We start from the raw sequence: 12,849 nt of genomic DNA, 5'->3' as shown, positions 1-12,849 counted from the left end.
CATTACCAAACATCGAGCCGGCAAATAACGGTCGAATCTGTACGTAAATGTTTGGCTCTGTTACTTTATGTTCACATTGCTCACGACCGTGAGCCAGCTCACTCGACCAGGGAGGTTGACGCGTGACGTCGAACCTTGCGGCAGAAGGCGCGTTGTCGTTCAACACGAACGCGCTGGACTACGTCCTCATCGCCGTATATTTCGTATTCGTCCTCGGAATCGGATACGTAGCCCGCCGACAACTGTCGACGAGCCTCGACTTCTTCCTCTCCGGCCGTCGGCTACCCGCATGGGTCACCGGCATCGCATTCGTGTCCGCGAATCTCGGAGCCGTGGAGATCATGGGCATGTCCGCCAACGGCGCCCAGCTCGGTCTTGCCACGATGCACTACTACTGGATCGGAGCGATCCCGGCGATGCTGTTCCTCGGCATCGTCATGATGCCGTTCTACTACGGCTCGAAGGTGCGCAGCGTTCCTGAGTTCATGCGCAAGCGGTTCGATTCCAAAGCGCACCTGGTCAATGCGATCAGCTTCGCCGTCGCGCAGATCCTCATCGCGGGTGTCAACCTGTTCCTGCTCGCGACCGTCGTGAGAACCCTTCTGGGATGGTCGCTCTGGGTGTCGCTGATCGTCGCCGCGGCAATCGTGTTGACGTACACCGTCCTCGGCGGCCTGTCCGCCGCCATCTACAACGAAGTGCTGCAGTTCTTCGTCATCCTCGCTGCGCTCGTGCCGCTGACGGTCATCGGGCTCATCAAGGTCGGCGGCTGGTCCGGGCTGAAGGAAAAGGTCGTCCCGACGGTCACCGACGGCAGTGTCACCGCGTCGACGGGTGAACAGCTCTCGTCGTGGCCCGGGCAGGCGTTGAGCGGTTTCGATTCCCCGATCCTGTCCATCGTCGGCATCGTGTTCGGACTCGGATTCGTGCTGTCGTTCGGCTACTGGACGACGAACTTCGTCGAGGTGCAGCGCGCCATGGCGTCCGATTCGATGTCCGCAGCCCGGCGAGCCCCGATCATCGGCGCGATCCCGAAGATGTTGGTGCCGTTCGTCGTCGTGGTCCCCGGCATGATCGCGGCCGCGGCCATCGGCGACATGATCAACCTGAAGCAGAACGGCACCGGCGACATCACCTACAACGACGCCATGCTGTTGATGATGCGCGACATCCTGCCCAACGGTTTGCTGGGCGTCGCCGTCGCCGGTCTGATGGCCGCGTTCATGGCAGGTATGGCCGCGAACATCTCGGCGTTCAACACCGTGTTCAGCTACGACCTCTGGCAGCAGTACATCGTCAAGGATCGCGAGGACGGCTACTACATCACGGTCGGACGCGTCGCGACCGTCGTCGCAACGATTCTCGCGATCTTCACCGCGTTGATCGCGTCGGGATACTCCAACCTGATGGACTATCTGCAGACGTTGTTCGGATTCTTCAACGCACCGCTCTTCGCCACGTTCATCCTCGGTATGTTCTGGAAGAAGATGACGCCCGCGGCCGGGTGGATCGGGCTCGTGTCCGGAACGGCGTCAGCGGTGTTCGTGTTCGTCCTGTCCGAGGTCGGGGTGATCAACCTGCCCGGTCAGGGCATGCCGTTCGTGGCCGCATCCGCTGCGTTCGTCGTCGACATCGTCGTCAGTATCGGTGTCAGCATGGTGACCCGACCGAAACCGGCGAAGGAACTGGTCGGCTTCGTGTACTCCGAGACTCCTCGCGAGATGTTCGCCGACCCCGAAGATGCCACCAACCCGTGGTTCAAGCGGCCGGTTCCGTTGGCAGGCTTCGCGTTGGGCCTCGTCGTCGTTCTCAACATCGTCTTCCACTGATAGGGCACTGACATGACCTCACCAGATTCGAAGCCCAGCGCGATCGCGCGATTGTTCGACATCCGTTCCGTCATCGGCGCGCTTCTCGGCATCTACGGAATTCTGCTGACGCTGGCGGGCCTGTTCCCGTCGGTGTTCGGCAACGAGACCCATTCCTCGCCGTCGAACAACGTGGTCGACATGAGCGTCGGAACGAGCGCCAACCTGTGGGTCGGGCTCGTCATGCTCGCTCTCGCGCTGACATTCGGTGGATGGGCACTCGCGCGGCCTGCGGTCGTCGGGGACAAATAGGCGCCTTCGGCGCACGTGCACGAAAATACATACCCCTCTATGTATTTTCGTGCACGTGGGGTTTACAGCCCGATGGTTACACCACCTGAGAACACCGAGTCGTGCAGTTCGATCTCGGCAGGAACTGTGCCCGCAGGAACGTCGAAGACGACCGTCGCCTCGATCGAGTTGCCCGGGTTGATCTGCTCGAACGCGATCCCCTGATCGAGCACGATGGTCGCCATGTCGTCGACGGAGTACTGACGCCCCTGGCCGTCGAGCAGCTTCTGCGCCGACGTCGTGAAACTCTGCGCCTGATCACCGATGTTGCGGACCGACATCGTCACGAGCACGTACTCGCCCTGCGCGGTCTCGGTCAGAAAATCCTGTCCGACGCTGGGTACTCCGGGCTGAGCGCCGGTGACGACGAACTCGAATTTGCCGTCGCGCACCGGGGTTCCGAGGCCGACGACCGGTTCCGTCGCCTCGGGGGCCGGGGCTCCGGGACTCGACGTGCTGGTGTCTCCTGATCCGCTGTTGACCGCGGTGACCACGATGACGAGAACGATCAGCGCGAGAATTCCGGTCAGGATCTTATGCCGGAAGAACCAGTTGCGCTTCGGTTCGGTGGCGACGGGCTGCGGTGTGGTCATGATGTAATCCCTTCGTTCGTGAGCGATGGGACAAGAACACCGCAGCGGGCCTGGTCACCACTTCGGCAGAACGGACGAACCGTCTCATCCTTTCGGTCGGGGTTCGAACCGAACGACCGGTGCGTTCGTGTCGGCGGGCGACCGTATCGTTTCCGGTCATGAGCACGAGCACTCCCAGCAGGTGGCGTCGCCGCGTGTGGACGACGGCTGCCGTGACCTTCAGCGTGTTCTGCTCGTTGATGACCGTCGGGCTCGCATCGACTGCCGACAACGTCCCGGTGTGGAACTACGGGATCGGGGTGACGCTGAACCTCGTTGCTGGGTTCGCGTTGATCTGGCGGCACGACAAGCCGTTCGTCGTACTGGGTCTCGCCGTTGCCGGCCCGCTGTTCTTCGAGACCGATGCGACCGCCGCTCTCATCGCGTTGTATGCCGTCGCACGATTCGCGACTGGTCGCAGACTGGGGCTGTCCGCGGGCGTCGTGCTCGTCGCCTGTGGCGTCTCCCTGACCTACGACGCGTACCGTCGGCGTGACTATTCGGTGCTGACGGTCGGCACCCAGACAGTCGAGGACGGGCCTGTCCCGGACTGGAACGTCCCGCTGTGGATCGCCTGGCTCGTCGCGCTGGCGCTTGTCGGTGCGGTCACGGGTCTTGCTGTTCTACGCCGCACCCAGTCGGATCTCGATGCTGCCGTTCACACTCGCGACCGGTATGCCAAGCAATCCGACGCGCTGCGTGAGGAAGCAATTCTCGTCGCCGAACGCACTCGAATCGCGCGCGACATGCACGACACGTTGGCGGCCGGCCTCAGTCGAATCTCGTTGTTCGCGGGCGGATTGCAAGTCAACAGCACCGAAGGACCCGAGAAAGTCGCCAACACCGCGTCGTTGATCAGGCAGACCGCCCACGACGCGCTCGACGACCTGAGGCGCATCATCGGCGTGCTCCGCGGCACAGGCGACTACGCGGGCGGACGGCGAAGCATCGAAGGGGTGTCGGATCTCGTGCACAGCGTCCGCGACGCCGGCACCCATGTCACCTACTCGCTCGACCTGGCGCCCGGAGACCTGGGAGCGTCCACCAGTCAGGTGGCCTATCGCGTCGCGCAGGAGTCGCTGACCAACGCCCAGAAGCATGCACAGGGCGCGCCGATTCATGTAGGCGTGCAGGGCAACAGCGACGTCGGACTCCGCGTCGTAGTCCGTAATCACCTCACCGGTGCACCGGCGTTCGCGCACGGATCGGGCACCGGTCTGACGGGGTTGAGCGAGCAGGTTCGTCAGATCGGCGGCACCTTCGAAGCACAAGTCGTCCCCGGCGAATTCGTCGTCCAGGCCTGGCTTCCCTGGCACACGTGAACTTCTGTCGGTGGCGCGTCGTAAGCTTCGCGCACCATGACAGCACCGGGCATCATCACAGTTCTCGTCGTCGACGACGATCGGTTCGTGCGCGCAGGAGTTCGTGACATCTTCGCTGCCACGGGCGACATCGAGGTGACTGCCGACGTCGACGACGGTGACCGAGTCATGCAGGCCGTGAGTACATTCCGTCCGCACGTGGTGCTGATGGATCTGAAGATGAAGCGCGTCGGCGGACTGGAGGCCACCCGTCGGCTCATGACGCTGCAGAACCCGCCTGCCGTCATCGCGATGACGGCACTGGACGTCGACGACCTCGTCATGCAGGCGGTCGCGGCAGGCGCGCACAGCTTCGTCAGCAAGGACGAAGCGCCCGAAACCTTTCATCTCGCTGTACGCGGGGTCGCCACGGGCAACACGGTCTTCAGCAAGGACTCGCTGAGACGAATCGTGGCGTCACAGGCCCCGGCGCCGCAGGCGGTACCTACCGCACTGAACTCGCTCACCGAGCGTGAGCGAGAAGTGCTGTGCATCATGGCTTCCGGTGCCACCACGTCGGCTATCTCGAAGAAGTTGTTCCTCAGCGAGACGACGGTGAAGACGCACATCAACGGCATTTTCACCAAGTTGGGTGTCTCCAACCGGGTGGAGGCAGCACTCGATGCTTTCCGCGCCGGGTGGGTGACCTGAGCGGCGCGTCAGATCGGCAGCAGCGGTTCCAGAAGTGCGAACTGTTCCCGGTCCACCCACGACGGGTTGGATTGCTGCGGTGAGCGAAACACCTCGAGACCGTCGAGACCCTGCACGTTCCTGATCGCCGATGCGAGGACGGGCTCGGCAAAGAGTTCGATGTCGGTGGCAATCTTCCACCGAGGCCCGGGAACCGCGCTGCCGGTCACGACGCCGGCGCCCCAGAATCCGCGTCGAGGATGTGCACTCACCCAGAACAGCACTCGCTGACCGGCACTCATCAGCCGCGTCCGATAGTTCGAGGCGACACACCAGTTCTCGTGCGCTCTGCCGGCGGCGATCATCGGCCCGAGGTCCGTCGTGTTCGGGTTGCACTTGATCACCCAGGCGCCCAAGGACTCGGGCGTCACCGTTCGTGTCGTCACTGTTGCCAGCGTAGGACGCTACCGTGGGCAGCATGATCTGGTACGTCTCCTACGGCTCGAATCTGCTGGCAGAGCGGTTTCGGACCTATCTGACCGGGTCGGCCGCTGACGGCGAGTTCGGCTTCCATCCTCCGGCTCCGTCACCGGCGCCGCCCGCGGACGACCGCTGGCTGTGGATCGACCACGCCCTGTACTTCGCCGGGGTGTCCCAGCGGTGGACGGGTTCGGCCGCGTTCGTGTCCACCGAGCGCGGCGACGTGCGGTCTGTCGCCCACGGATACCTCGTCGAGCACGACCATTTCGCGCACCTACTCGCCGTCGAGAACGTCGTCGACGACATCGATGTGGTCGAGCCCACCGAAATCGAGGTCGGAACCGTCGGACTTCTCGACATCGACCGGCGCGGCCAGGCTTTCCGAGGTAAATACGACGCCGTCCTCCGCCTTCCCGACATCGACGGCATCCCGGCGGTGACCGTCACCAGTTCGACGGTCCGTGAACGCGGGACACCCGCCGACCGCTACGTGCAGACGATCGGACGAGGTGTCGCCGCGTCCCCGTTCGATGTCGATGCCGACACCTATGTCGCCGACGCGATCGCCCGGTCGTCGACGATCACCCTCCCCGAGAAATCGGACGAAAGCCGTCTTCCCAGGTGATCGAGTTTGAAAGTGTGATCGACCGTCAATCCTCGGTCGGAGCGCGGCAGGCCCGCGCCTGAAAAGAAGGTACGTCGACCGAAAGGCATCCGATGAGCATCAACGACGACGACATCACGACGAGCGGCTCGGGCGGCGAAGGACCTGCCGACGGCGGCTCGAACCCGAACGGCCACGACGGCGGTGCCGACGGCACGGCAGGACCCGGCGAAGGCCCCGCTGACGGCGGCTCGAACCCCAGCGGCCACGACGGCGGCGCCGACGGCACGGCAGGACCCGGCGAAGGCCCCGCCGACGGCGGCTCGAACCCCAGCGGCCACGACGGCGGTGCGGACGGCACGGCTTGAGCCACATAGCTGACGACCAGCGCGGATCGGGCAACCGGTCCGCGCTGGGCCGTCTGATCTCCGTCGACGAACGAGTTTTCGCCGACGACTACTGGGGCCGACAGCCCCTTCTGTCGCGCGCTTCCGAGCTTCCCGGATCGTTCGACGACCTGATGACGCCTGCGGCAGTCGACGAGCTCGTCTCGCATCGCGGTGTCCGCACCCCGTTCGCGCGCATGGCCAAGGACGGGTCGCTGCTGGACAAATCGCAGTTCACGTCGTCCGGCGGATTCGGCGCCGAAATGACCGATCAACTGGACTCTGCCGCCATCCTGTCCGCGTTCGCCGACGGGCACACACTGGTCCTCCAGGGTTTGCACCGCCTGTGGCCGCCGCTGATCGACTTCGTCCGCGATCTGGTCGACGACGTCGGGCACCCGACGCAGGTCAACTCGTACATCACGCCTGCGTCGTCGAAAGGATTCTCTCCGCACTACGACGTGCACGACGTGTTCGTGCTGCAGATCAGTGGCGAGAAGCGCTGGATCCTGCACCCTCCCGTGTACACACATCCGCTGTCGAATCAGCCGTGGTCGGACCGCACGTCGGCGGTCGAGGAACGTGCACGCGACACTCCCGCGATGGACACCGTGCTTCGGCCCGGCGATGTCCTGTACCTTCCTCGTGGTTGGATCCACTCCGCGGAAGCATTGGGCGACACGACGATTCACTTGACCATCGGGGTCGCGTCGCTCAATCGATACGACGTCGCGCACCAGTTGTTCGGCGCGCTCCAGGACGAGGCCGCTCTGCGTGCGCCCCTTCCCGCAGGCATCGATCCGACCGACACCGACGCCGTGCTCCCCCATGTGGATCGAGTCATCGACGACGTCGCTCACGTGCTGCAGCAGCTCAGGACCGACGAGTCTGCACGTCGGCGCATCGCCGAACGCCTCGGCAGGCGCTTCTCCGACATCACACGACCCGAGCCGGTGAATCCACTGCGCACCGTCGATTTCATGAACGACCTGGGCGCGGAGAGCGTCGTGATGTGGAGGCAGGGACTCGACCCGGCGATCACGCAGGGCGGCGGCAAGATTCACCTCGGACTACGCGGTAAGACCGTGTCCCTTCCCGATGAATGCGCCGACGCGATACACCAGCTGCGGTCTCGAAAGCCCTGCCGCGTAGGCGAACTCGTCGGACTCGACCTCGGCAGCGCGATCGTCGTGGCCCGACGCCTCCTTCGGGAAGGCGTACTGGTACCGGCGTCGTGACGTGCAGTGAGGCCGCGCGTTCGCGTGGGGATTCTCTGGCGGGAACCGCATCCGCGGGTCGGCGCTGGTTTCTGCTCGAAATCGACGGCGCGTGGGGACATTCGGCGTTCGTGAATTCCGACCGCGTTCTCGCACCCGCGCTCGGTTTCGGTATCGCGCGGCACGTGGAGGCCGCCGGTATGCGCAGCCTGGCAATTCGACGCCCCGGCCGTCACCGCGGTGAGGGTCGGTGGCGCTGGGCCGTCGTCGATGCTCGCGTCGGCACGGAAAGCATTCGCTGGGGTGAGGTCGAGCGTCCCGAGGACGTTCTGGAACTCGACGTCGACGATCCTGCCGGGACGCTGTCGACCGACCCCATCGTCGCGGTATGCACTCACGGCCGTCACGACCAATGCTGCGCGGTGCGCGGGCGCCGAGTTCTGCCTGCGCTCATGACCGCGCACAGCGAGATCACCTGGGAATGCTCGCACCTCGGCGGCGATCGGTTCGCCGGCACAATGGTGGTCTTTCCCGAGGGCTTGTATTACGGGAACGTCGACGACGCGGATGCAGAGCAGATCGTCCGTCTACACGGCGAGGGAATGGTGGATCCCCGTTTTTTCCGCGGACGCTGCTCGCTGTCAGCCGTCGCACAGGCGGCACAGCACCACGCACGAGTTGCGCTGTCCGACAACCGAATCGACACCCTTCATCCGGTTTCCGAACGACAGGACGGGTCGTCGTGGACCGTCGTTCTCGATCACTACGGCCGGCATGTCGAAGTGCGGCTCGAGCAGGGGATGTCCGACCCCATCACCACGACGTGCAGAGCCACGCAGGCAGGCCCGGTTCGTAGGTTCGACGTCATCTCCATGTCACCGGTTGGGTAGCGTGCGCCGAGTGGATCAATCGATGACTGGCCGACGCGTCTCGCTCTCCGCCGCCTCAGGACTCGCGGCCGCCATGGGCGTCGGCAGGTTCGTGTTCACACCGATTCTGCCGATCATGGTCGACTCGGCCGGCGTCAGCCCGAGCAGCGGCGCGGTCATCGCCACCGCGAACTACGCGGGCTACCTCCTGGGCGCAGTCGTGCTGTCGATTCGGCCGGGCGTCAACACCACCGCGGCGTTCAGAGCGTGGGCAGTCGTGCTCGTCGTCAGCGAGCTCGCCATGGCTGCCGTGGACAGCACCGCATTGTTCTCGTTCCTCCGCTTGCTCGCCGGTATGGCCAGTGCGGCAATTTTTCTCGGATGCGCCAGCACCGTCGCACATCATGCCAAGGCGTCGCCCGGTGTGACGTTCGGCGGGGTCGGCACCGGCATCGCGGCGTCGGGAATTCTCACACTCGTTGCAGCGCCGCACCTTTCGTGGCAAGGACTGTGGCTCTGCTCGGCATTGTTGACGGCGATTCTGATTGCGCCCGCGCTCGCCCTCCGCATCCACGCCGAATCCCGTTCGGGCGGTGGCGAAAACCCGTTGTCGACGCGTGATCGCACCATCTGGCGGGTCCTGCTGGCCACGTACTTCCTCGAAGGCCTCGGTTACATCATCGTCGGCACATTCCTCGTTGCAGCGGTCGGCGGTCACGGAAATTCGTCGGTCGGCCCTGCCGTCTGGATCGTGGTCGGCCTGGCCGCGGTGCCCGCAACCGTCCTGTGGCACGCCGTCGCTCGTCGCATCACGACGAAACGCGCACTGGTGGCTGCATTCTCGTTGCAGACGATCTCCGCGCTGCTCCCAGCGCTGACCTCGAACTCCGCCGTCGCCGTCGTCTCGGCCGTCCTGTTCGGCGGCACGTTCATGGGCATCACGCTGCTGACTCTCACGACCGCCGCCCGCCTGCCCATCGGCCGCACGGCCGCCGCCCTGACCACGGTCTACGGTGTCGGCCAAGTCCTCGGGCCGCTGGTCGTCGCACGGGCAATCGGAGACTCGTACACCGTCGCGTTCATCGTCGCCGCGGTCGTTCTCGCTCTCGGCACGATCGGCGCCGCTGCGGTCGCACGACTGCAGACCGATGTCCGTGCCGAGGTGTAACTTGCGGTCATGACTACCTCGTGGCAAGACCCGAAAGCAGTCGACCTCATGCTCGACGACCTCGAGACGTGGGCAGTGGTCGGTCTGTCCGGCGATCCGAGCAAAACCGCGTACTCCATTGCCGAATTGTTGCAGCAACGCGGCAAACGAATCGTTCCGATTCACCCCGACGCACCGACCGTGCTCGGCGAACAGGGCTTCGCGACGCTGGCCGACGTCCCCTTCCCGATCGATGTCGTCGACGTGTTCCGACGATCCGAGGCGGCAGGCCGGTTCGCCGACGAGGCGGTAGCGGTGGGCGCTAAGGGCGTGTGGTTTCAGCTCGGCGTCGTCGACGAGGCAGCGTTCGAACGCACGACCGCCGCTGGGGTTGCAATGGTTATGGACACCTGCCCGGCCATCGAATGGCGGCGTAGACCGTAGCCTGAACCACACGAAAAGGACATCTCCGAAAGGCTTCTCATGGCGATCGACAACACCCGCAGACCGTCCGATTCCGGTGCGTCCGGCGTCAACCTCGGCAAGGTGACGCTGTCCAAGGCTGCGCCCACGGTCAGCCTGGCCAAGAAGGGTGAGTCCCAGGGCACCATGCGCGTGAACCTGAACTGGTCGAGCGGGGCGCCGGCGCAACCGAAGAAGCAGGGCTTCTTCGCCAAGCTCGCCGCGGCCGCGAGCGCACCGAGCGCAGTCGATCTCGACCTGGGTTGTCTGTACGAGCTGGCCGACGGGTCGAAAGGCGTCGTTCAGGCCCTCGGCAACAGCTTCGGCTCGGTCCAGGGTCACCCGTTCATCGCTCTCGACGGCGACGACCGATCCGGCAACGTCGCGGGTGGCGAGAACATGCACGTCAACCTGGCGAACCCCGCCCGCTTCAAACGAATACTGATCTTCGCGATGATCTACGAGGGCGCTCCTAACTGGGCTGCCGTCGACGGTGTCGTCACGTTGTTCCCCACCAGCGGACCGCAGGTCGAAGTGCGACTGGATTCAGCCAGCAATGCCGCCCGCATCTGCGCGATCGCACTTCTGCAGAACTCGGGCCAGGGTTTCACCGTCACCCGCGAGGTCAAGTACATCGACGGCGGCCAGGCCGAGCTCGACAAGGCATACGGGTGGGGAATGCGCTGGACGGCGGGGCGTAAATAGAGGTCCGCCCACACCCGGTTGCGTGATCGCGTTCACCGAAGGTCACTATGGATGTACAGAGGATCGATTACGTGAACTAAGCAACAGGGTGGGTGCACATGAGCGACGCGGCAGCAATCGGAGACCGCATCTACCGAATTCCGGTGCCCATCACCGATAACCCCCTCGGCCACACACTCGTCTACGCGATGGAGTCACCGAACGGCTTGATCCTCGTCGACGCCGGATGGGACGACGACAACGCCTGGCACGGCCTCACGTCGGGTCTCGAGGCCATCGGACACTCGGTGACCGACGTGGAGGGCGTCGTCCTGACACATTTCCACCCCGACCACATCGGGCTGTGCGGCCGGGTGCGCGAGGCGTCGGGCGCGTGGATCGCGATGCACGAGGCGGACCATGCCCAGTTCAAGGGCATGGTCGAACCACGCGACAACGACTGGCTCGAGGCCGAGAAGCAGAACATGATCGCGGCGGGCGCGTCGACGGCTGACCTCGCCGCGTGGCAGAACGTCGCACCCGAGCCGCCGACGGGTCCCGAATCCGCGCCCGATCGAGTACTTGTCGACGGCGAAGCAATCGCGCTCGCCGGCCGTGAGCTGCGTGCCGTCTACACCCCCGGCCACACCCCGGGACATGTCTGCTTTCACCTTCCCGAATCCGCTGTCATGTTCACCGGCGATCACGTTCTGCAGAAGACCACTCCACACGTCGGGAACTTCGTGTACCCACTCGAGGAACGCGACGCGTTGGCCGAATTCATGGACTCGTTACGACGGGTGCAGACGATGAACGTCACTCGCGGCCTCGGCGCGCACGGACTTGCGATCGACGACGTCGCCGGTCGTGCAGGCGAATTGATCGAACATCACGAGGAACGGCTCGACCATCTGTACGACGCGTTCGGCGACGATCGAATCTCCGTCTGGCAGGTCGCCGAACGGATGCAGTGGTACAAGCCGTGGGCCGACATCTCGCCGATGGGCAAGGTGATGGCGCTGTCCGAGGCGGCTGCACATCTGCGACACCTGGTGGCGCGCAATCTCGTTCGTCAGGTCCCGGAGACATCACCCTCGTTGTTCGCGAGGGTCTGATCGACCGGCGTCATCTCCAGTCGGACACCCATCAGGCGCACTTGTCGAGTGTGATCGAAGCGGTCGACGAGGGCGGCAGCGGCGTCGGAGATAACCGCCGGGTCGAACGTCGGTTCTCTCAATGCGGCTGTGGTGGTGTGAGTTTCGAACGGCACGTATCGGACTTTCAGCGTGACACGTACGGCCATGCGGTCGGCCGCCATGATGTCCTCGCGCACTCGCAGAGCCAGCGTCCGCACCTCCTCGGTGACGGCTGACCAGTCGTCGAGATCCTGCTGAAACGTCGTCTCGCGACTGTGCGACCGCGGAATCCACGGTTCAGCGGACACCGGTGACAGGTCGACGCCCCGGCCTTTGGTGCCGATCCACGGCCCCGTCTTCGGACCGAAGGCCGCAGCGAGCACGCCATCGTCGGTCGCTGCCAGCTCGGCGACCGTCGTGATACCGAGTGTCGCAAGCTTTCTTGCGGTTTTCTTACCTATCCCCCAGAGCGCGTCCGTGCCGCGTTCCCCCATGACTTCGAACCAGTTGTCCTGCGTCAGCGTGTAGACGCCTTGCGGTTTCCCGAAGTCCGTGGCGATCTTCGCCCGGAGCTTGTTGTCGCCGATACCTACCGAGCAGTGCAGAGCCGTCGCCTCGAACACCTCGTCGTGCACTCGTCGTGCGAACGCGATCGGATCATCGGTCTCGACGCCGAGAAACGCCTCGTCCCAACCCATCACCTCGACGACCACGCCCAGCCCTCGCAGCGTCTCCATCACCACGTTCGACGCGGCCGTGTACGCCTCACCGTCGACCGGGAGAAAAATCGCGTCCGGCAATTTCTTCGCAGCCACACGTAGCGGCATTCCGGAGCCGACTCCGAACGCACGGGCCTCGTACGACGCCGTCGACACCACGCCGCGTTCCGTCGGATCTCCCCTGCCGCCCACGACGACCGGTTTACCCGCGAGCTCCGGATTGCGTAATACCTCGACCGCGGCGATGAACTGATCCAGATCGACATGCAGCACCCACCGTCGGCGCGGGGTGGCGGTCATGAGGACATTCTGCGTCATAGGGGCGATCAGTTCGAGCGAACCGGGTTGGCCGGATGTCCGACG

General features: G+C 64.7%; 15 protein-coding genes. 12 read left to right on the top strand and 3 right to left on the bottom strand.

The features are described from left to right. Window positions 1-122 precede the first annotated feature (122 nt). Entirely contained in the window at window positions 123-1,829 is a 1,707-nt protein-coding gene (locus RhoFasB10_RS21220) for a sodium:solute symporter family protein (RefSeq protein ID WP_243636795.1), read from the top strand. Between the two features lie 12 nt (window positions 1,830-1,841). Beyond that, the gene (locus RhoFasB10_RS21215; RefSeq protein ID WP_068430175.1) at window positions 1,842-2,120 is read left to right on the top strand and encodes a hypothetical protein; all 279 of its coding nucleotides are present in this window, start codon (window positions 1,842-1,844) and stop codon (window positions 2,118-2,120) included. Window positions 2,121-2,182: 62 nt separating this feature from the next. Here the strand turns inward: RhoFasB10_RS21215 and RhoFasB10_RS21210 are convergent, their stop codons facing one another. Further along, window positions 2,183-2,752 carry a DUF4352 domain-containing protein gene (locus RhoFasB10_RS21210; protein ID WP_068430172.1) on the bottom strand — a complete coding sequence of 190 codons (570 nt, stop codon included), beginning with the start codon at window positions 2,750-2,752 and terminating at the stop codon, window positions 2,183-2,185. A 158-nt stretch (window positions 2,753-2,910) separates the two neighbouring features. On the opposite strand from RhoFasB10_RS21210, the gene RhoFasB10_RS21205 reads away from it, so the two are divergent. Both RhoFasB10_RS21205 and RhoFasB10_RS21200 read left to right on the top strand, forming a co-directional pair. Continuing rightward, entirely contained in the window at window positions 2,911-4,113 is a 1,203-nt protein-coding gene (locus tag RhoFasB10_RS21205; RefSeq protein WP_167678421.1) for a histidine kinase, read from the top strand. Window positions 4,114-4,149: 36 nt separating this feature from the next. After that, window positions 4,150-4,803, top strand: a complete 654-nt coding sequence (locus RhoFasB10_RS21200) for a response regulator transcription factor (RefSeq protein WP_167678419.1) — start codon at window positions 4,150-4,152, stop codon at window positions 4,801-4,803. An 8-nt stretch (window positions 4,804-4,811) separates the two neighbouring features. On the opposite strand, the gene RhoFasB10_RS21195 is transcribed toward RhoFasB10_RS21200, so the two are convergent. Continuing rightward, window positions 4,812-5,228, bottom strand: a complete 417-nt coding sequence (locus RhoFasB10_RS21195) for a hypothetical protein (RefSeq protein WP_346764450.1) — start codon at window positions 5,226-5,228, stop codon at window positions 4,812-4,814. A 32-nt stretch (window positions 5,229-5,260) separates the two neighbouring features. Here RhoFasB10_RS21195 and RhoFasB10_RS21190 point away from each other — a divergent pair, with 32 nt between their 5' ends. From RhoFasB10_RS21190 to RhoFasB10_RS21155, 8 genes are all read left to right on the top strand, one after another. After that, window positions 5,261-5,887, top strand: coding sequence for a hypothetical protein (locus RhoFasB10_RS21190; RefSeq protein WP_167678417.1), 627 nt, complete (start codon window positions 5,261-5,263; stop codon window positions 5,885-5,887). Between the two features lie 92 nt (window positions 5,888-5,979). Next, on the top strand, window positions 5,980-6,234 hold the full coding sequence (locus tag RhoFasB10_RS21185) for a BatC protein (RefSeq protein WP_068430160.1): 255 nt from the start codon (window positions 5,980-5,982) through the stop codon (window positions 6,232-6,234). Window positions 6,235-6,239: 5 nt separating this feature from the next. Beyond that, window positions 6,240-7,490, top strand: coding sequence for a cupin domain-containing protein (locus RhoFasB10_RS21180; protein WP_167678468.1), 1,251 nt, complete (start codon window positions 6,240-6,242; stop codon window positions 7,488-7,490). Continuing rightward, window positions 7,487-8,359: a sucrase ferredoxin gene (locus RhoFasB10_RS21175; protein ID WP_167678415.1), complete on the top strand. Its 873-nt coding sequence runs from the start codon at window positions 7,487-7,489 to the stop codon at window positions 8,357-8,359. Before RhoFasB10_RS21180 ends, RhoFasB10_RS21175 begins: the two co-directional genes overlap by 4 nt. Before the next feature lie 22 nt (window positions 8,360-8,381). Beyond that, on the top strand, window positions 8,382-9,506 hold the full coding sequence (locus RhoFasB10_RS21170) for a YbfB/YjiJ family MFS transporter (RefSeq protein ID WP_068430552.1): 1,125 nt from the start codon (window positions 8,382-8,384) through the stop codon (window positions 9,504-9,506). A 9-nt stretch (window positions 9,507-9,515) separates the two neighbouring features. Further along, on the top strand, window positions 9,516-9,929 hold the full coding sequence (locus tag RhoFasB10_RS21165; RefSeq protein ID WP_068430156.1) for a CoA-binding protein: 414 nt from the start codon (window positions 9,516-9,518) through the stop codon (window positions 9,927-9,929). Between the two features lie 39 nt (window positions 9,930-9,968). Continuing rightward, window positions 9,969-10,652, top strand: a complete 684-nt coding sequence (locus RhoFasB10_RS21160) for a Tellurium resistance (protein ID WP_068430154.1) — start codon at window positions 9,969-9,971, stop codon at window positions 10,650-10,652. 98 nt (window positions 10,653-10,750) lie between these two features. Continuing rightward, window positions 10,751-11,746: an MBL fold metallo-hydrolase gene (locus RhoFasB10_RS21155; protein WP_167678413.1), complete on the top strand. Its 996-nt coding sequence runs from the start codon at window positions 10,751-10,753 to the stop codon at window positions 11,744-11,746. On the opposite strand, the gene RhoFasB10_RS21150 is transcribed toward RhoFasB10_RS21155, so the two are convergent. Next, window positions 11,704-12,786, bottom strand: coding sequence for a DNA polymerase IV (locus tag RhoFasB10_RS21150; RefSeq protein WP_167678411.1), 1,083 nt, complete (start codon window positions 12,784-12,786; stop codon window positions 11,704-11,706). The genes RhoFasB10_RS21155 and RhoFasB10_RS21150 overlap by 43 nt on opposite strands. Window positions 12,787-12,849 lie beyond the last annotated feature (63 nt).

It is taken from the genome of Rhodococcus sp. B10, assembly GCF_011770055.1.
GTDB lineage: Bacteria > Actinomycetota > Actinomycetes > Mycobacteriales > Mycobacteriaceae > Rhodococcoides > Rhodococcoides kyotonensis_B.
This window is presented reverse-complemented; position numbering and strand designations above follow the sequence as displayed.